The organism is Bradyrhizobium sp. (assembly GCF_028868675.1).
Lineage (GTDB): Bacteria > Pseudomonadota > Alphaproteobacteria > Rhizobiales > Xanthobacteraceae > Bradyrhizobium.
The window spans coordinates 1-18,355 of record NZ_JAGWUA010000091.1; the positions used below are offsets into that span (position 1 = coordinate 1).

The 18,355-nt window shown below is 66.9% G+C and carries 19 protein-coding genes; 8 read left to right on the forward strand and 11 right to left on the reverse strand.

What is annotated here, in order from left to right; genetic code table 11:
* Window positions 1-168 precede the first annotated feature (168 nt).
* A complete protein-coding gene (locus tag KGM94_RS13650; protein WP_300259649.1) occupies window positions 169-423 on the forward strand; it encodes a hypothetical protein in 255 nt (84 codons plus the stop codon).
* Window positions 424-444: 21 nt separating this feature from the next.
* On the opposite strand, the gene KGM94_RS13655 is transcribed toward KGM94_RS13650, so the two are convergent.
* From KGM94_RS13655 to KGM94_RS13670, 4 genes are all read right to left on the reverse strand, one after another.
* Entirely contained in the window at window positions 445-684 is a 240-nt protein-coding gene (locus tag KGM94_RS13655; protein ID WP_300259651.1) for a DUF6719 family protein, read from the reverse strand.
* A 185-nt stretch (window positions 685-869) separates the two neighbouring features.
* On the reverse strand, window positions 870-1,574 hold the full coding sequence (locus KGM94_RS13660) for an outer membrane protein (protein WP_300259653.1): 705 nt from the start codon (window positions 1,572-1,574) through the stop codon (window positions 870-872).
* Between the two features lie 267 nt (window positions 1,575-1,841).
* On the reverse strand, window positions 1,842-2,231 hold the full coding sequence (locus KGM94_RS13665; protein ID WP_300259656.1) for a hypothetical protein: 390 nt from the start codon (window positions 2,229-2,231) through the stop codon (window positions 1,842-1,844).
* A gap of 217 nt (window positions 2,232-2,448) precedes the next feature.
* Window positions 2,449-2,769, reverse strand: a complete 321-nt coding sequence (locus KGM94_RS13670; RefSeq protein WP_300259658.1) for a hypothetical protein — start codon at window positions 2,767-2,769, stop codon at window positions 2,449-2,451.
* Window positions 2,770-3,039: 270 nt separating this feature from the next.
* On the opposite strand from KGM94_RS13670, the gene KGM94_RS13675 reads away from it, so the two are divergent.
* Together KGM94_RS13675 and KGM94_RS13680 are read left to right on the forward strand one after the other, a co-directional pair.
* On the forward strand, window positions 3,040-3,576 hold the full coding sequence (locus KGM94_RS13675; RefSeq protein ID WP_300259660.1) for a tetratricopeptide repeat protein: 537 nt from the start codon (window positions 3,040-3,042) through the stop codon (window positions 3,574-3,576).
* A 144-nt stretch (window positions 3,577-3,720) separates the two neighbouring features.
* The gene (locus KGM94_RS13680) at window positions 3,721-5,103 is read left to right on the forward strand and encodes a serine hydrolase domain-containing protein (RefSeq protein WP_300259662.1); all 1,383 of its coding nucleotides are present in this window, start codon (window positions 3,721-3,723) and stop codon (window positions 5,101-5,103) included.
* Between the two features lie 44 nt (window positions 5,104-5,147).
* Here the strand turns inward: KGM94_RS13680 and KGM94_RS13685 are convergent, their stop codons facing one another.
* Genes KGM94_RS13685 through KGM94_RS13695 form a run of 3 tightly spaced genes read right to left on the reverse strand, consistent with a single transcriptional unit; the run spans window position 5,148 to window position 8,031 of the window.
* Window positions 5,148-6,194, reverse strand: coding sequence for an efflux RND transporter periplasmic adaptor subunit (locus KGM94_RS13685; RefSeq protein WP_300259664.1), 1,047 nt, complete (start codon window positions 6,192-6,194; stop codon window positions 5,148-5,150).
* Window positions 6,191-6,901 carry an ABC transporter ATP-binding protein gene (locus KGM94_RS13690; protein WP_300259666.1) on the reverse strand — a complete coding sequence of 237 codons (711 nt, stop codon included), beginning with the start codon at window positions 6,899-6,901 and terminating at the stop codon, window positions 6,191-6,193. The genes KGM94_RS13685 and KGM94_RS13690 overlap by 4 nt, the downstream gene beginning before the upstream one ends.
* A complete protein-coding gene (locus tag KGM94_RS13695; RefSeq protein WP_366526245.1) occupies window positions 6,898-8,031 on the reverse strand; it encodes an ABC transporter permease in 1,134 nt (377 codons plus the stop codon). The genes KGM94_RS13690 and KGM94_RS13695 overlap by 4 nt, the downstream gene beginning before the upstream one ends.
* A 50-nt stretch (window positions 8,032-8,081) precedes the next feature.
* Between KGM94_RS13695 and KGM94_RS13700 the strand changes: the two genes are divergently transcribed.
* Complete coding sequence (locus KGM94_RS13700; RefSeq protein WP_300259670.1) at window positions 8,082-9,302, forward strand: acyltransferase; 1,221 nt, start codon at window positions 8,082-8,084, stop codon at window positions 9,300-9,302.
* Here KGM94_RS13700 and KGM94_RS13705 read toward each other — a convergent pair.
* The 3 genes from KGM94_RS13705 to KGM94_RS13715 form a co-directional block, all read right to left on the reverse strand.
* Window positions 9,259-10,566, reverse strand: coding sequence for an MFS transporter (locus KGM94_RS13705; protein WP_300259672.1), 1,308 nt, complete (start codon window positions 10,564-10,566; stop codon window positions 9,259-9,261). The two genes, KGM94_RS13700 and KGM94_RS13705, sit on opposite strands and share 44 nt — an antisense overlap.
* Window positions 10,566-10,820, reverse strand: a complete 255-nt coding sequence (locus KGM94_RS13710; protein ID WP_300259675.1) for a hypothetical protein — start codon at window positions 10,818-10,820, stop codon at window positions 10,566-10,568. The genes KGM94_RS13705 and KGM94_RS13710 overlap by 1 nt, the downstream gene beginning before the upstream one ends.
* Before the next feature lie 114 nt (window positions 10,821-10,934).
* On the reverse strand, window positions 10,935-11,333 hold the full coding sequence (locus KGM94_RS13715; RefSeq protein ID WP_300259677.1) for an SPW repeat protein: 399 nt from the start codon (window positions 11,331-11,333) through the stop codon (window positions 10,935-10,937).
* Window positions 11,334-11,544: 211 nt separating this feature from the next.
* On the opposite strand from KGM94_RS13715, the gene KGM94_RS13720 reads away from it, so the two are divergent.
* A complete protein-coding gene (locus KGM94_RS13720; RefSeq protein WP_300259679.1) occupies window positions 11,545-14,265 on the forward strand; it encodes a cation-transporting P-type ATPase in 2,721 nt (906 codons plus the stop codon).
* On the opposite strand, the gene KGM94_RS13725 is transcribed toward KGM94_RS13720, so the two are convergent.
* Window positions 14,255-15,829: a peptidase S10 gene (locus KGM94_RS13725; RefSeq protein ID WP_300259681.1), complete on the reverse strand. Its 1,575-nt coding sequence runs from the start codon at window positions 15,827-15,829 to the stop codon at window positions 14,255-14,257. The genes KGM94_RS13720 and KGM94_RS13725 overlap by 11 nt on opposite strands.
* Before the next feature lie 214 nt (window positions 15,830-16,043).
* Here KGM94_RS13725 and KGM94_RS13730 point away from each other — a divergent pair, with 214 nt between their 5' ends.
* The 3 genes from KGM94_RS13730 (at window position 16,044) to KGM94_RS13740 (ending at window position 18,072) form a co-directional block, all read left to right on the forward strand.
* Window positions 16,044-16,823: an NAD kinase gene (locus KGM94_RS13730; RefSeq protein ID WP_300259683.1), complete on the forward strand. Its 780-nt coding sequence runs from the start codon at window positions 16,044-16,046 to the stop codon at window positions 16,821-16,823.
* A 97-nt stretch (window positions 16,824-16,920) separates the two neighbouring features.
* Window positions 16,921-17,466: a response regulator gene (locus KGM94_RS13735; protein WP_237866300.1), complete on the forward strand. Its 546-nt coding sequence runs from the start codon at window positions 16,921-16,923 to the stop codon at window positions 17,464-17,466.
* A 27-nt stretch (window positions 17,467-17,493) separates the two neighbouring features.
* Complete coding sequence (locus tag KGM94_RS13740) at window positions 17,494-18,072, forward strand: Hpt domain-containing protein (RefSeq protein WP_300259687.1); 579 nt, start codon at window positions 17,494-17,496, stop codon at window positions 18,070-18,072.
* The last annotated feature ends 283 nt before the right edge of the window (window positions 18,073-18,355 follow it).

The window sequence follows — 18,355 nt, forward strand, 5'->3', positions numbered from 1 at the left end:
TCCAGCCCGGGAGTCCCCGGGATTTTTTTTCGGAGGATTCAGGTCTCGTTTACGACTCACGGCACTGCCCGGCCGTTCACAGACCCGTGATCGGCCTGCCCCGACCGCGGCCGTACTGAAACCTCCAGGCATTCCCGCACGTTGAGGGGGTTTGCTGGAGCGGAATCGATGCCCTTCGCGCTGTTTTGCAACGACGCCCAGATCAGCAAGGCCTATCCGAGCGAGGCCGACGTCTGGAAGTTCGCCGACACCAGCGGCCTGGTCGTGGACGTGACCGCCGACGAGGAGCGGCCCGGCCCGCGCCGCATCCTGGACAACGACTACGAGATCAGGCCCTGCAAGGCCAGTCCGGGCGAAGATCCGGCGCGCAACAAGGCGGACGCCGAACGGCAATCGCGCGCGGAACCGCAGTTCAATTCGTGAGGGACGGCCGGTTGACCGGGATCAGGGCGTGGCGGTCGCGAGCGAGGCCTGTTCGCCCGTCAGCGACACACAGGTCTTGCGCCGATGCAGCCCGCGAATCGCGCCGGTGACCTTCATCACCTGGCCCGGCGGGCAGGAGATGTCGCGGACGAAGGCGACTTCATAGGGAGCCAGCACCAGGGGTTCGGATCTCAGGATGGTCTGTGCCGAGCAAGGCCACGCGACACCGAGGAGAACCAGCATCAACGCCAGGATACGCATGTTCGTTGTCCCACCCAGCCGGGCATTCCCATAATAACGCGTTCCGGCGCGCGTGTTCCGTAAGTCGCAAAAATTATTTTTGCTTTACCGCGGGCGCGTGACGGCAGAAACGGCTTGAGACTGACCGCCGGTCGTCAAAGAAAAAGGCCGGCGGAGCCGGCCTTCTTCGATCTTCGCAGTCGCGCTCAGTAGCGCGAGGCTGCCGGTCCGCCCCAGCCGAAGCGGTAGTTCACGCCGACCTTGACGGTATGGTCGTCCTCCCGGCGGCTGACGCCGACGATGTCGGCCGGCCCGGCGGTAAAGGTGGTCTTGCCGAAATTATAGTACTGGTACTCGGCCTTGGCCGACCAGTTCGGCGCGAACATGTATTCCAGGCCGGCGCCGACGGTGTAGCCGTCCCTGCTGTTGCCGGTGGCGGTGAAGCCGGCCGGCACGCCGGCGACGCTGACGCCGAGACCGTTGTTGCGCCAGGCATAGCCGCCCTTGGCGTAGACCAGCGCCGGACCCCAGGTGTAGCCGAGCCGGCCGGTCACCGAGCCCAGCTGGTTGGTGTTGTCGGTCACGAGCGTGCCGGCCGGGAACACGACGCCATTATTATTGGAGGGCAGCCAGGAATATTGGGCCTCGATACCCACCACCCAGTTGGGCGCAAACTGATAGTCGAAGCCGCCCTGCAAGCCGCCGAGGAAGCGGGCGTCGCTCGACTGGAAGCCGTCGCCGGCAAACGCGCCGCCGAGATGGCCGCCGATATAGAATCCGGTCCAGTTGTAGACCACCTGCGGCGCCGTATAGGCCGGCGCCTTGGTGTAGGTGCGCGGCGGCATGTCGGCTGCGGCGGCGGGCGCGGCCAGCGCGATGAGGGCGGCTGCGCCGAGCAGAAAACTCTTCATGGTACACATCCCCGTTATTTCGTTTCACCCTCAGCAAACAACGTGGCCTGAGTTTGGTTGCTTCGCGGCAATGCCGGACCGTTGATCGAGCGTTGGCGTGACGAGGGAGCAACAGCGCCGATTTGTTCCCGCGCGCGACAGATTTTTTCATTCATGCGCAGTCCGCCGTAATGATCAGTCGCGCCTCGGAATCGCCCCGTTCAAAGCTCCCCGAAAAGTGATCCGGCAGCCTCGTCCTAACAGCATCCAATGAAGGCCGGCTTTGCCTTATCTGGTCATCTTTTCGAGTTCCGGAAAGGGGGCGTAAACCGCACCGGCACAGAGCTCGCTGGTCCGCTCGGCGACACGGTCGAGCCGGCCGTTGATGTAGACGATCGCCCGCTCGCGCGTCGCTCGGTAGGTGCCGTCGCTCTCGCGCGGGGTGTAGCGCAGGCAGGCGACGTAGAACGGCCGGCCACCGACCTCCCGCACGACCGGATCGGCGATGGCCGCATCGCGCACCCCGACCGGATTGTTGAGATAGGTCCGCATGAAGGCGACCGCCTCGGTGCGGTAGTTGTCGGGGAACGGCTGCGGCCCGGTGGTGTCGGGCAGGATGGAGGTGCGACCGCCGTCGCTGCCGAAACAGCCCGCAAGCGTCAGCGACAGCAGAACCATCGCCGTTCGTCTTGCCACTCTGCCCACGCGCTTCCCTCTTCCGGCCGATCGAGCCCGCCGGAGTTCTAGCGCCAAGCGCGGCGCAAGCAAGTCCCGCGCTCCCGCCAAGCGCGCACCGGCCCGCCGCCATCGCTTCGCGCTCTGGCGACGAGCCGGGCCTGAACTCCACGCGAGGCGGGGGGCAATGCGATCAGCATTGCCTCGCGGGATCAGTTCGTCAGCTGCGCTTGTCGGTCGACGCCGGCTTGGCCGTGGCGGCCGGCTGGGTGGTCAGGTGCTTCTTCGCGACCTTCTGGTGATGGCGGTGCGAGCGGGTGGCCTTCACGTGCTCGTCCTTGGTGATCGCGGCATTGGCGTTCATGGCCTTGGAGTTCGACTTGATATCGGCCTTGGCGTGAGTCTTGGTCTGCGCCTGGTCCGCCTTGATCACGGGTGCTTGCGTCGTGGTCTTGGCCGCATCCTTGCCGGCTTCGGCGGCCAGCGCGGGAGCGGCGATCACGGAAACTGCGAGCAGGGCTGCGGAAATCGTCTTCAGCATGGTGGTGTCTCCTCTCAAAGGGATCCGAGGCGGCGCCCTCGCCGACCCCTGATCATGGCGGAGAGGCTAGGCGGCGCGCGCTGAACCCGGCCTGAAGCGGTCCGCAGGCTTCCGTTCATCTGGATGACATCCTTGTCATGTTCGGGTGCCGACCCGGCCGAACCTTTCGGCCACGAATAAGACGAAACCAGCGGGAATGTTCTTCGCGGCCGGGTGTTTCGGTCAGCAGGCAATCGCTAGGGATCGCTACGTTCCAGACGGGAGAATGACATGCGCAGACTTTCTATGCTTCTGGTGCCGGGACTGGTCTCGATGGCGCTCGCCGCCGCGCCGGTGGTGACCGGCGCCTATGCGGCGGGCAGCGACGACCCCTCGCCGCCGAAGTCGGATACGTCGGGCAAGAAAAAGAAGAAGAGTTCTTCCGTCAGCGATCCCAAATTCCTCGCCGCCTATCGCACGGCCTACACCACGATCTACGACCGCCACGACTACACGAGCGCAATCGACCAGCTGAAGGCGCTCGGCCGCGACGACGTCGCCGACGTCGCCAACCTGATCGGCTACTCCTATCGCAAGCTCGGCGACTACAAGTTGTCGCAGGTCTATTACCAGCAGGCGCTGAAGGACGATCCGAACCACGTCCGCACCTGGCAGTATTACGGCCTGTGGCAGCTCGAGCAGGGCAACCGCGAGCAGGCGCAGTATCACCTGAGCAAGATCGCCTCGCTCGCCGGCACCGGCAGCGACGAGTATCGCTCGCTCGCCGCCGCACTCGACAAGCCGACCGGCACGACGCTCGTCTACTGACGGCGCGACACCGTCCTCGCGAGGCAGACAGCCGGCGCGACCTGTCCAAGGGATCTGCCCAAGGGATCTGCCCAAGGGTTGCGCCGGTTCCATTTCGTCGGCTAGCCTCCGCGCCCGTCTCCCCCTCATTTTCGGATGCGCGCGATGGACGCCTGGCTACGGTCCGCGATCGACTACATCGGCGGATGGATCGAATTTCAACTGACCGGATCGCAGCAACCCGGCTGCATCGTCGCGATCGCCCATCGCGGCGAGGTCGTCGCCGAACATGCCTTTGGGCTGGCCGATCTCGACAGCGGCGAGAAGCTGACCCCGCGCCACCGCTTTCGCATCGCCTCGCATTCCAAGAGCTTCACGGCGGCCGGTATCCTCAGGCTGCGCGAGCAGCGCAGGCTGCGGCTCGACGACCCCGTCGGCCAATATGTCGAGGGCCTGCACCGCCACGTCGCCGAGACCACCATCGCGCAGCTCATGTCGCACAGCGCGGGGCTGACGCGCGACGGCGCCAATTCCGGCCAGTTCATCGACAGCCGCCCCTACCTCGGCGAGGCCGAGCTCAGGGCGGAGCTGCGCAATCCCACCGCGATCGACCCCGGCACGCGTTTCAAATATTCCAACCACGGCTTTGGCCTGCTCGGCCTTGCGATCGAGGCCGTGACGGGCGAGCCCTACCCGGTCTGGATCAAGCGCGAGATCATCGCGCCGGCGGGCCTCTCCGAGACCGAGCCGAACGTGCCGCTGCCCAAGGGCGCGCCGTTTGCCCGCGGCCATACGCGCACGCTGCCGGCCGGCACGCGCTGTGTCATCCCCGGCGACAATCCGACCCACGCGATCACCTCCGCCGCCGGCTTCGTCGCGACCGCCGCCGACACCGCGCGCTTCTTCGGCCAGCTCGCGCCCAACGCGAGGAAGAGCGTGCTGTCGGCCGCAAGCCGCCGCGAAATGACGCGGCATCACTGGCGCGTGCCGCAGAGCCTGGAGATCTACTACGGCCTCGGCGTCGCCGCCGGCAGGACGGATGGCTGGGACTGGTTCGGCCATGGCGGCGGCTTCCAGGGCTACATCTCGCGGACCTGCGCCATCCCCGCCTGCGAGCTCTCCATCTCCATCCTGAGCAACTGCATCGACGGCGCGGCGCCGGTCTGGATGGACGGTGCAATGCAGATCCTGCGCGTCTTCAAGACGCGCGGCGCACCCAATCGGCGGCTGCGCGACTGGACCGGCCGCTGGTGGACGATCTGGGGCGCCCTCGACCTCGTGCCCATGGGCGATCGAGTGCTGGTCGCCAATCCGCATTTCAACAACCCGTTCATGGACGCGGCCGAGATCGAGGTCACCGGCCGCGACGCCGGCAGGGTCGCCGCGGCCGCGGGCTACGGCAGCCATGGCGAGCCGGTGCGCCGCTCCCGCAACGCGCACGGCAAGGTCAGCGACATCTGGCTCGGCGGCATGAACGTCAAGCCGGGGCCGGTCGTGGCGCGCGAGATCATGCGCCGATATCCGCCACGCAAGCGCCGCGCGAGGTAGCTTCACGCAACGGCAAGACGCCTCGGCGGAGGCGACCTCGTCGCCTATCGCGAGGCGGCATCGCGCCGGAAATAGACATCGACCTTCATGCCGACGACGAGCGGGTCCGCTTCGCTCAGATCGACCAGCACTTCCACGACGTCGACGTCCGTCATGTTGCGCTGGCCGAGCGCGGTGTAGCGTCCGGGCTCCACCAGCGGGGCCACGAAGGAGACCGTCCCGGCAATTTCGCGACCGCGCAGCGCTGATGAGCGCACCAGCACCGGTTGCCCGGACTTGATCTTCTCGATGTCGCGCTCGTCCACCTCGGCGCGAACCCGCAGCGCCGAGACGTCGCCGAGCAGGACGAGCGGCGTCGATGCCGCCGGGGAGACCAGCTCTCCGGCCCTTGCATTGACCTGCAGCGCGGAGCCGTCGATCGGCGCCCGGATCGTCAGCTTGTCCAGCGCTGCCCGCGATACCGACCATTCGCTTCGCGCGACGTTGAGCTGGCCTTCGGCCACCGTCGGCAGCGGCGCATCCGCGGCGATCCGGCGCAGCTCGTCGGTCTGCTGCACGAGATAGTTTTTCGCACGTTTCAACCCGGCCCGGGCCGCCTCCACATCGGCATCCGAACTGCGCCCGGTCCGCCGGTCCGCGACAGCCTTGTCGACCAGGGACTGGACCTCCCATACGGCCGCCTCGGCGTCGGCCGCGGCGTCCTCGGCCCTGCGTCGTGCCGAAGCGCCCGACGCGGCGGATTCCTTGTTGCGTACGCGCTTCCGCATGGCGACCTGGGCCGCGGCCGACGCGAGTTGCGCCCGCGCCTCCTGATCGCGAAGGCGGATCAGCGGCTGTCCGGCAAAGACCGTCTCATTGGCCTTGACCAGCACCGCGTCAACGACACCGGCAACCGGACCTGCAATCTTGATGAGACCCGACACAGGCTCGACGCGGCCCGGAGCCACCGCCAGCCAGCGCTTGTCCGCGGCAGGATCCGGTGGAGCCGAACCCTGCGCATGCGTGTTGGCAAGCGGCGCGGTCGCCAGAACGGCAACCACGCTCAGGCAAAGCAAGGCAAGGGAAGCTTTTCCCGATCTCCGCGCAATCATGACATCGACACCTTCTTCGCCTCGCTGCCCGTTTCCTCTCCGACGATGCGGCCATCATCGATATGCACGATGCGACTGGCGAACGGCAGGATTCGCGGATCGTGCGTGACGACCAGCACCCCGCGGGACTGGTCCCTTGCGATCCCGGCGAGCAGACTCATGATGGCCTGGCCGTTCTGGGCATCCAGCGCGCCGGTCGGTTCGTCTGCAAGAATGGCCGGTGCCTTGCCCACGATGGCCCGCGCGATGGCCACGCGCTGTTGTTCGCCGCCGCTGAGTTCGCCGGGAAAGGCTCGTGTCTTGTGCGCGAGGCCGACCATGCCCAGGACATCCCTTGCCGCCTTGCGCTGTGCGCGCTCCCCGCGCACGTCCAGCGCCAGGCGCACATTGTCTTCCGCCGTCAGGGTCGGAAACAGATGATAGGATTGAAAGATGAACCCGATGTGGTCGCGCCTGATCCTGGCGAGGCCCTCCGGATCGAGGTCCGCGACCGGTCGGCCGCGAACCCGGACCATCCCGCTGGTCGGCGTCATCAGGCATCCCAGAATCGACAGCAGCGTCGTCTTCCCGCTTCCGGAGGGGCCCATCAGAAGCACCAGCTCGCCTCCCCTCAGCGACAGGCTCACGCCCTTGAGCGCCTGCACCCGCCCCGCTCCACGGCCGAGGAATTTGACGACGTCGACGGCATCGACCACAGGCTGGCTCATCGCGCAAGCACCGTCGTGGGATCGATGCGCATGACCTGCACGATGGCGGCGATCGCCGATGCGACGCACATCACCCCGGTCAGCAGAAACAGCGCAAGCGCCATCGTGGGCGTCATGACGATGGGCAAGGCGGAATCCGCGGTCATCCCGACCACGACGGAGCTGATCGCCACGGCGCCGCAAAAACCAATGACCGCGCTCAGCAGCGCTTGCAGGATGATGACCAGATAGATGTACGCGCCCGACGAGCCGATGGCGCGCAACGTCGCGAATTCGCTGAGGTGATCCTTGGTGCTCGAATACAATGTCTGCGCCACGATGACGGTGCCCACGATGAAGCCGAGAAGGGCACCGGCGAACAACGCAGCGCCCGCACCGGTCCCGAACAGCCAGAAGCTCCGGCTGCGGCTGCGAAACTCGGCCGCCGTCAGAATTTCGACGTCGGGAAGACCGTCGCGCAATTGCCGGCGAACCCTGCCGACATCCGAGCCGGGGGCAACGCGCACGAGGAAATAGGAGACCTTGTTGGCCGCCATTCCGGTATAGGATCGCGCGCGATCCACCCCTGCAAAGACGTAAGGCGTCGTGGTGAACGAGCGGATGCCCTTGGTGACCGCCATGACCTGCACTTTCTGATCGCGGATTTCCGCGCTGTCGCCGATCCCGCTGACGCCGAGCCGCTCGAAATACGACTGGTCGATCGCCACCGCGCCGGGAACGGTCAGGTCGTCGATCCGGCCGCCGGCCAGGTTCCAGGGACGCAATCCGCTGCCCCGCAGTTCAGAGCCGACGACGAACACCGGCGTGGTGGTGCCGCTCGGCAGTCGCCACTGCGCATAGCCGATCACCAGAGGAGCCGCGTCGGCGACGCCCTCGACCGCCAGGGCGCGAAACCGCTGACGGTCGTCCAGCAGCGAGGGATCCTCGAAACATTTGGTGCCGGCCGGCATGATCCAGAGATCGGCGGACGAATGATCGATCATCGTCGTCACCATGCGCCGGAAGCCGACATAGAGCCCCATCTGCACCGTCACCAGCACGATGGAGAAGATGATTCCGACGATCGTGGCGATGAATCGAAGCCGGTCATGAAACAAATTTCGGTACGCGAGCCTGAACTTCAACGGCATCATGTGTGGGTCATCCGAATTTTACCCCATTTCATCTGCTCCAATGCCATATGTCTACGGCGCTCCTCGCCCTGAACAACCTGCGGATCGCGGTCGTCATCATCGTGGTGGCCGTGCATGCGGTCATGGCCTATCTGGGTTCGTCGCCGGCGTCCTCGTTCGCATTCGACGATCCGCCCTACCGGTGGCGGAGCATTCCGATCGTCGATCCCGAACGCTGGTTCGGGTTCGATCTGTTCTGCGGCTTCCAGGACATCTACCTCATCTCGCTCCTGTTCTTCCTGTCCGGGCTGTTCCTGTGGCCGTCTCTCGCGCGAAGAGGCAGCCGACTGTTCCTGCGCGAACGCGTCCTGCGGATCGGCGTGCCGTTTGCGTTGACCGTCGGCTTGCTGATGCCGGTCGCGTACTACCCGGTCTATCTCGTCACCGCCGCCGATCCGGGCCTGGCCGCCTTCTGGCGGCATTGGCTCGCCTTGCCGTTCTGGCCTTCCGGCCCGCCGTGGTTCTTGTGGGTGTTGCTGGCGTTCGATCTCGTCGCCGCGGGATTGTACGGGTTCGCCCACCTATCGGGCGACGTGCTCGTACGATCGATCGGCCGGCTGGGTGCGCGGCCGGCGTCGTTCGTCATCGCGCTGACGCTGGCCTCCGCGATTGCCTATGTCCCGCCGGCTCTCGTCTTTGGTCCCTGGGACTGGTTTCAGTTCGGGCCGTTTTCGTTCCAGTTCTGCCGGCCGCTGCACTATTTCGTGTACTTCCTCGCCGGCGCCGGCGTCGGAGCGCATGGCATCGATCGCGGCCTGCTCGCACCGGACGGATGGCTGGCGAAGCGCTGGGCCGCGACCGGGATCGCTGCGCTGGTCTCGTTCATGCTGTGGCTCGTCACGGTTGGCCTGGCGATGACGCAGGATGGCCCGCCGGGCGCGGTGCAACTCCTCCAGGCGCTCAGCTTCGTCCCGTGTTGCGCCGCCGGCGTCCTGTTCATGCTGGCGCTATTCTTGCGTTTCGCGCACCGTCACTCGCCGGTGCTCGATCCGCTGAGGGACAAGACCTATGGCATCTACCTGATCCACTATGCCTTCTCGAACTGGCTGCAATTCGCGCTCCTCGGGTTTTCGATACCCGCCACCGCGAAAGCCATCACCGTATTTGCCGGTACGCTGTCGTTGAGCTTCTTGTCGGTCGCCGTACTCCGCCGCATCCCGCTGACGGGCCGGATCGGCCCGCGCATCAGTCCTTCGGCCGGACGGCGCGCATCTCGTGGCTCGGCTTGATGTCTTGCGAGCGGCTGTAGATCGCGAGCGCAACGATCAGCAACAGGGTAAGCGTTGCGAACAGGGCGCGGTACGCGGTCTCGCTGCGGGCACCGTCGGGCAGCGGCTCGAACGCGCCGACGATCATGCCGGAGAGCGTCTGCATGCAGGCGACGCCCAGCATCACGGCGGTGTTGATGGTTGCGATCCCGCGACCGATCAGGCGGTCGGTGAAGATGCCGCGGCCGTGCGTCATCACCATGGTGCTGGAGGCGCTGAACAGGCCCATCGCGATGATGGCGCCGACCGGCACCCAGACCGGAGGCGCGGACGCGATCGCGAGCGTGGCGAGCATGGCCACGATCACCATCGTCCCGGCGATGGCAATCCACTTGCGCGTATCGAAGACGCGATCGAGCGGACCGAACACGAGCATGCCGAGCTGGTAGGCCATCACGGCGGCGAGCAGGACGTTGGCGGCCTCGACGGGACCGAGGCCATGCACCTCGCGCAGGAACGGACCGCCCCAAAGCCCCTGGACCGTGAAGGTGCAGGCATAGTTGCAGAAGTTGAGCGCCAGGATCGGCCTCAGGCGCGGATCGCGCAACACCTGCGCCAGACCCTGCAGCATCTGGCGTATCGATTCCGGCGTGCGGGCCAGGAAGGGATGGCCGGGCGGCGCGTCGCGCACCACCATCCAGACCGCAATCGCGGCGGAGGCCGTGAACAGGACGGCGGCGCCGAACACGCTGCGCCAGCCGACGGCCCCGGAAGCCCAGGCCAGCGGCGTGGTGGCACCGAGATTGCCGAGCAGGCCGATGGACAGGACGATGGCGGTCAGGGTGGAGAAGCGGTCCGGCGGAAACCAGCGCGTGATCACCACCATGCTGCCGATCAGCATGGCGCCGAAGCCGGCGCCCATCAGCGCGCGACCCGTGAGCAGCACCGGCCACGTCGGCGCCGTCGTGAAGATGATGCCGCCGACGGTGGCGAGCATCAGCATGCCGACGACGGTGCGCCGCGGTCCGAAACGATCGAAGAAGAAGCCGCACGGGATCTGCATCGCGGCGAAGCCGAAGAAGAAGGCGCCCGTCAACGCGCCCAGCGCTTCGGGCCCGATGGAGAGATCGCGCATCAGGTCGAGGCCGATCGTGACGTTGGAGGCGCGAAAGAAATGGCTGGCCATGTAGGCGGTCGCGAGTGTCGCGACGATGACGAGGCCCCTGCGGTCGACGGATCGCCGCCGCCCGGAATCCTGCGTCGGTGTACTGCCGCCTGCCCGCATCAGTCGAGCTTGATGCCGGCGGAGCGGATCAGCTTCGTCCAGCTCTCGTATTCGGACGCGACGAAGGGAGCGAGCTTTTCGTCCGGCATGTCCCACACCCCGACGAGGTCGTAGCTGCCGCCCGGAGCGATGGGGACGACGATCTTCACGGGGCGGTCGGGATAGCCGGTCTGCGCCTTCGCCGTCATACCGGCAAGATGAAGGACGGCGATCGCCGCCGCGATCCCCGCCAATCTGCGGCGTCGTCCGTTCATGCTGCTCCCGCCCCCGCCTGATGGCCGTCGACCGGCTCTTGTCCGGGAGACTATGCGACATCGCCCGGGCCGCGACAATCGGCTCGGGACACCAAATCGGCGACGACGGCTGACCTAGCGCGGCGCGCCTTCCGGCCCCGGTCCTGCCGCCACGTGATCGTCCAGCTCGGGATGCCTCATCTCATAGTGCAGGAAGAGATCGAGCAGAGCCAGCAGCACGACGACGACGCCGATCCCGAGGCCGATATGCATGGCGCGCGTATGCGGGAAGCCGAGCAGCCAGGGCGAGGCGATCAGCCAGCACCCCGAGAGGACGTTGACCCACTCCTCCCAGTCCCGGTAGGCGATGATCGCCGCCAGCGAGACCACGCCGATGATGGCGCTGGTGACCCAGAGGTCGACCTTGCCCGGACCATTGGTCAGCCTGAACAGCCAGGGGGATATGAAGAGGACTGCCGCGAGAAACAGATTGTAGAGATCGGGAACGGACTCGCGCTGTTGCCACTGTCTCATGACGCACCTCCGCGAAGACACGACTACAGAAAGCTCTTGGGGACCTTCGGGTTCCACTCCTCAGGGCTTTGCATGGATAGACTTTGGTCGCGGTGTCGCAAGGCGTCCGCCGCGGTCGCGCCGCCTCCCGGCTTGACGTGGATCAACGGCAAGTGGCCCAAATGCAGGAGACATGGCCGCTGGAGTTCAAGAGCGCTTCCAAAGCATCCTCATGGTTCCCATCGTCGTGCCGCCCATCAGCGAGGCCCTCGCCGGCCTCGGAAGCACGCGGCACGGCCTCAGCCCGGCGGAAGCGGACAGGCGGTTTCGACAGTTCGGACCGAACCGGATCGAGCAGCTCAAGCGCGCGAGCTGGCCGCTGCGGCTGCTCGGCGAGTTCTTCCAATTCTTCTCGATCATCCTCTGGGTCGCAGCCGCGCTCGCCTTCGTGGCCGAGATATCGAGCCCGGGCGAAGGCATGGCGCGCATCGGCTGCGCCATCATCATCGTCATTCTCGTCAGCGGCCTGTTCTCGTTCTGGCAGGAGCATCGCAACGAACAGACGATGGCCGCGCTGGCGAGGCTCCTGCCGCAGGAGGTCAAGGTCGTCAGGGAGGGCAAGGTCTTCCTGCTTCCGGCCGAGTGCCTCGTGGTCGGCGACATCGTCCTGCTGGAGGCGGGCGACAGCGCGCCGGCGGATTTGCGGCTGGTCGAGGCCGTCGACTTCAGGATCAATGATGCCGCCATCACGGGGGAGTCGCTGCCCAAGACCCGCGTCTCCGAGCCAAGCCAGGACGTGCCGTTGCCGCAGGCGAGGAACGTCGTGCTGGCCGGCTCCTCGGTGATCTCGGGCCACGGCCGCGGCCTCGTGTTCGCGACCGGCGCGCGCACCGAATTCGGCAAGATCGCGCACCTGACCCAGACCAGCACGGCCGGCGTCACGCCGATGCGGCGGGAGCTCGCGCGTCTCAGCCACGTGATCGCCGCGCTCGCCATCGCCGTCGGCGTCGGCTTCTTCGCGGTCGGGGCCGCGATCGGGCTCCCCTTCTGGCGCGACCTGATCTTCTCGATCGGGATCATCGTCGCCATGGTGCCCGAGGGGCTGCAGGCGACGCTGACGCTATCGCTCGTGCTGGCCGCGCAGCGGCTCGCCCGGCGCAAGGTGCTGATCCGGCACCTGAGCTCGGTCGAGACGCTCGGCTCGGCGACCGTGATCTGCACCGACAAGACCGGCACGCTCACCGAGAACAGGATGCGCGTGCGCGAGCTCTTCGTCGGCCTCGAGGACTATCCGGTCGCAGCCGCGACCGCCGACACCGTCCTGGTCGCGCGCGAGCGACATTTCTTCTCCGCCATGGCGCTCACGCATCATCTGCAGGAGCTGCAGACCGGACATGGCACGGCGCTGGCGGGCGATCCGATGGAACGGGCGCTCGTCGACGTCGGCTGCACGGCGATCGGGCGCAGCGATGGCTTTCGGCGCGTCGACGAAGTCGCGTTCGATTCCGACCGCATGCGGCATTCCGTGGTCTACGAGACGGACTGCGGCAGGATTCTGTATTGCAAGGGCGCTCCCGAAACCGTCATGGGGCTTTGCCGCAGCGTCGCCGGCTCTGCGACGACCACGCCGCTCGATCCCGACACGCGGGCCCGGATCGTTGCCGCGCAAGAATCGATGGCCGGCCGCGGCCGGCGCGTGCTCGCCTATGCGATGCAGCGCGTGTCGGCGGATACGGATCGGCTCTCGCTCGAATGCGACATGACGTTTCTGGGACTCGTCGGGCTGGAGGACCCGCCGCGTCCGGATGTACCGGACGCCATCGCCCGCTGCCGCGACGCCAGCATCAAGGTCGTCATGGTGACGGGCGATCATCCCGATACGGCAAGGGCGATCGCCGCGGAGATCGGCCTCGTCCGATCGGCCTCGCCGAGCGTATTGACGGGCCCGCAAGTCGACACCCTGTCCGAGGCCGATTTGAAGCTGGCGCTCGACGCGCCGGAGCTCATCTTCGCCCGCGTCAGCGCCTCGCAGAAACTGCGCATCGTCGAGGCGCTCAAGGCCAGGCGGCACATCGTCGCGGTCACCGGTGACGGCATCAACGACGCGCCCGCCCTGAAGTCGGCCAATATCGGCATCGCCATGGGCCTGTCGGGAACGGACGTCGCCAAGCAGGCTTCCGACATGATCCTGCTCGACGACAATTTCTCGGGGATCGTCAGCGCCATCGAGGAAGGGCGAACCGTCTTCCAGAACATCCGCAAGTTCCTGACCTATGTGCTCGTGCACAACGTGGCCGAGCTGGTGCCGTTCCTCGCCTTCGGGCTCTTTCGCGTTCCCCTGGCGCTGACCCCGATCCAGGCGCTGTCGATCGACATGGCGACGGATTCGCTCACCGCGCTCGGGCTCGGCATCGAGCGCGCCGGCCCCTCGATCATGGCGTTGCCGCCGCGCAGCCAGGCCGAGCCGCTCTTGAACGCGCGGCTCGCGGTCCGCGCCTATCTGTTTCTCGGCCTCATCGAGGCCGTCGGCGCCATGGCGGCGTTCTTCCTGGTGCTGCGGTCCGGCGGCTGGCAATGGGGACAGGCGCTGTCGTCCGCCGATCCGCTCTATCTGCGGGCGACGACGGCCTGCCTCAGCGCGATCATCATCCTGCAGATCGTGAACGTCTTCATCTGCCGCAGCTCGGTGCGGTCGGTGTTTGCCATGAGCCCGTTCGACAACCGCCTCATCCTCATCGGAATAGCGTTCGAGATCGCGCTCCTGATCGCCTTCAACTACACCGCGCTCGGAAACGTGCTGCTGCAGACAGCGTCCGTGTCGGCAGCGTTCTGGGTCTTGATCGGACCGGCCGCGCTCTCGATGCTCGCGGCGGAAGAAATCCGCAAATGGCTCGTCCGCAGAAGCCTGTCATCCGACCGGCGCATTGCGGGGACTCGCGCGCCTACTTCATGAGCCGCTCGACCTCGGCGCGAAATGCCTGGCGCGATCCGTCGCGCGAGTAGAACATGTGGCCGCCCGGATAGACCACGAATTTCACCCGCGGCGCGGACGCAAAGGCCGGCAACTGGTCGAGCACCATCTTCGATCCGAAATAGGGCGTGGCGAGATCGAACAGGCCGTGGGCGACCAGCACGCTCATCTTCGCGTCCGTTGCGAGGATCTGGCGCAGCTCCGACACCGATTGCGGCGGGCTGATGCCATGGCCGAAATCCCAGGCGCGCTCGACCGCGCCGTTCAGCACCTCATAGGAGCCGTCCGGCCGCCAGTTGAGCTTGCGCGTCAGCAGATCGACCGCGGCGCTGGTGAGCGGCGCCTGCAGCGCATCGCCGGAGGGATCGCCGAAGCGGTAGAAGTCCGAATCCGGATAGGGATCGATGCCCCGGATGGACGCGTCGTAGCGGCCGGTCACCTTGCCGTGGCTGCGGTCGAGCGCGCGGCGGAACTCGGACACGTCGAAGCGCCCGGCAAGCCTGCGGCTGACGTCCCGGTCGATGCCGGTCAGGGTTGCGACCTTGTCGGCGAGGCGCGCTGTAGCCTGCGCATCCGCCTCGCCCCTGACGAGGTCGGCGAGAAACTCGCCGCTCGCATAGGCCTCCACATCGGCGAGATCGCCGCGCGCGACCGGCCCCTTGCCCTCTCCCTTGGCCTCGCGCGCCACCGCCACGTAGCTCGGCAGCGTCGCGACATATTGCAACAGGCTCGTGCCGGCGAACTCGCGGAAGTCGAGCAGCGGCGAGACCAGGATCAGCCCCCTGACGCCGACGCCCTGCTCCACCTGCAGCTTGCGCACGATCTTCGGCCCGCGGATGCCGCCATAGCTCTCGCCCGCGACATATTTCGGCGACAGCAGCCGGTCGTGCTTCTCCAGCCAGCGGCGGATCACGAGCGCGATCGCGGCGACGTCGCCGTCCACGGAATAGAGCCGCTTGCGCACGTCCTCGCCGGTCGCGACGAAGCGGCTGTAGCCGGTGCCGACGGGATCGATGAACACGAGATCGGTGAAATCGAGCCAGGTCTCGGCGTTCGGCTTCAGCTCGGGCGAGGCCGACGGCGCCGCCGCATCCGCATCGATCGGCAGGCGCCATGGCCCGGCACTGCCGAACTGCAGCCAGGCCGAGGATGCGCCGGGGCCGCCATTGAACAGGAACGTCACCGGGCGCGTGGCGCGGTCGGCGCCGTCGAGCTGGTAGGAGGTATAGGCGATGTCGGCCTGCGGCTCGCCCTTGTCGTTGAACAGGCGGATCGAGCCCGCGGTCGCGGCGAAGGCCAGCGTGCGTCCGGGCAGATCGAGGGTCTGGCGGGTGGTCGAATCCGGCGGCAGGCGATGCTGCTCGGCCGTCGACGGCGAGCCCTGTGCGCCCTCACTGCGCGCGCCGGCCTTCTGCCCGGCCGACACGGTCGCGTCGGGCCGATGCGGTTGCGGCGCGTCGTCGGCGCGGGCGGTGCCCGCGAGCGCGAGGGCAAGCCCGGCCAGCAAGGCCCCTCCGCGGCACAGCGCCGGCAAGCCCTTCGTCATGGCGTCTTCTCCCTGCCCTCGACCGTCCGGCCGGGCCGCAGAACGGACCGAGCCTGGCGGATTAGACCAGAATTGCGACGATTTGGCGTGGGCCTACCGCCCGTTTGCCTTGTCCGGCGGTGATCCTCGACAATGGCGGCGGAGGTCTATAGACGACCGAAGACCCGTTCGAGCCAGCACCACCTGCGAGCCGAGACTACTCACGAGCGACCTCATGACCAAGCCTCCGCGATTTGACCGGATCGCCTTCGTCGCCAGCGCCGGCCCCGAGGCGCAGGCCGCGTTCGCGCAGCTCACGGCGGACTACGGCAATTGCGATCCGGCGGAGGCCGACGTCGTGGTCGCGCTCGGCGGCGACGGGTTGATGCTGCAGACGCTGCACCGGAACATGCGCACGGGAAAGCCGATCTACGGCATGCACCGCGGCACGGTCGGCTTCCTGATGAACGAGTACGCGACCCACGATCTGCGCGCCCGCCTCGAGGCCGCGCACGAGTCCGTGATCCACCCGCTCCTGATGCGCGCCACCGACGTCCACGGTACCATGCATCTCCACCACGCCATCAACGAGGTCGCGCTGTTCCGGCAGACCTACCAGGCGGCGCGCCTGCGCATCCTGATCGACGACCGCGAGCGCATGCCCGAGCTGATCGCCGACGGCATCATGGTTGCGACGCCCGCGGGCTCGACCGCCTACAACCTGTCCGCCCAGGGGCCGATCCTGCCGATCAACGCCGCCCTGCTCGCGCTGACCCCGATCAGCGCCTTCCGCCCCCGCCGCTGGCGCGGCGCGCTGCTGCCCAACACCGCCCATGTCGTGATCGAGGCGCTCGAAGGCGACAAGCGGCCGGTCGCCGCAGTCGCCGACCATGACGAGGTGCGCGACGTCCGCCGCGTCGAGGTGCTGTCCGACAAGACCATCGCGATGCGGATGCTGTTCGACCCCGGCCACAGCCTGGAAGAGCGCATTCTGCGCGAGCAGTTCGGCTACTGACGGCCGCCGGAGGCCGGCCTAAAGGCGGCCGATCGCAACGCTTCGTTAACCCTCGGCGCGATATGGTTAACGAAGGTCTACCCGCTCGGCCGGCGTCATGTTCCGCATCGACTTCAACAAGCTGCGCTTCCTCGTCTGCGACGACAATCCGCACATGCGCCGCATCCTGCGGACGCTCCTGCATTCCTTCGGCGCGCGCGAGGTCTATGAGGCCGAGGACGGCGCCACCGCGCTCGAAATGTACAGCCACTACGTGCCCGACATCGTCATCACCGACTGGGCGATGCCGATCTTCGACGGGCTCGAGCTCGCGCAGATGATCCGCCAGCCGGACTCCAAGGGCAATCCTTACGCGCCGATCATCATGCTGACCGGACATTCCGAGAAGCGCCGCGTCACGGTCGCGCGCGACGCCGGCGTCACCGAATTTCTGGCCAAGCCGATCTCGGCAAAAGGCCTCTATCAGCGCATCCTCAACGTGGTCGCCAGTCCCCGCCCCTTCATCAAGACGAAAACCTATTTCGGGCCGGACCGCCGCCGCAACACCAACTCCGCCTATATGGGTCCGGAGCGCCGCGTCGGCGAGAAGCACGAGGTGCTGCAGCAGCCCTCGCTGCTCGACAAGGCCCGGTCCACCATCTAGCGCGCAGACAGCGACGGGGCAGCCATCATGGCGAAGAACAGCCGCAAGGACATCGAGGTCAAGGCGTTCGCCACCCATCACGTGATCACCCAGCCCAATCCGCTGCGCAAGGTGCTGCGCCGGGTCGAGGCGAAGGACACGGACGATCCGGTCGGGCGCGCCGAGAAGGCGCTCGCCGACCTCTCCGGCGAATTCAAGGACTGGATGGCGATCGAGGCCGCGCGCTTGTCCGCCGCCTATGCTGCCGTAGAGAACGGCGGCTTCACCAAGAGGACGCGCGACGAGCTGTTTCACGCCGCCCACGACATCAAGGGCGACGCGGCGACGTTCGGCTATCCGGCGGCGGCCGCGATCGCCGAGAGCCTGTGCCGCGTCATCGAGCATGCGCCCGATCTCGGCCGCGTGCCCGGCGAATTGTTCACCCACCACATCAACGCCATCCAGGCGATCGTGCACGAGAACACCAGGTTCGACAGCATCAGCGTCGGCAGCGAGCTCAGCCGCCGCCTGCGCAAGGTCGCCGACGACTATCTCGCCCACGTCAACCGCGACCGCCCCGAACATCTCGAAGCGATCCTCGCGCCGAGCATCGCGCCGGCGGATTAAGTCCCCTCTTCCCGTCATTGCGAGGAGCGCAAGCGAAGAAGCAATCCAGTCTGTCTCCGCGGAGATGGTCTGGATTGCTTCGCTTCGCTCGCAATGACGAAACGAGAAAGCTGCCTATCTCGCCAACTCTGTAGAGTGGGCAAAGCGCAGCGTGCCCACCACTTCTGTCGACAATTTCCGGATGGATGGTGGACACGGCGCTTACGCGCCTTTGCCCACCTACGAGCGTTCGCTACGCCGCCGCCAGATCGTAGACCGGCGCGATCGTCTCCTCCGCCGCGAG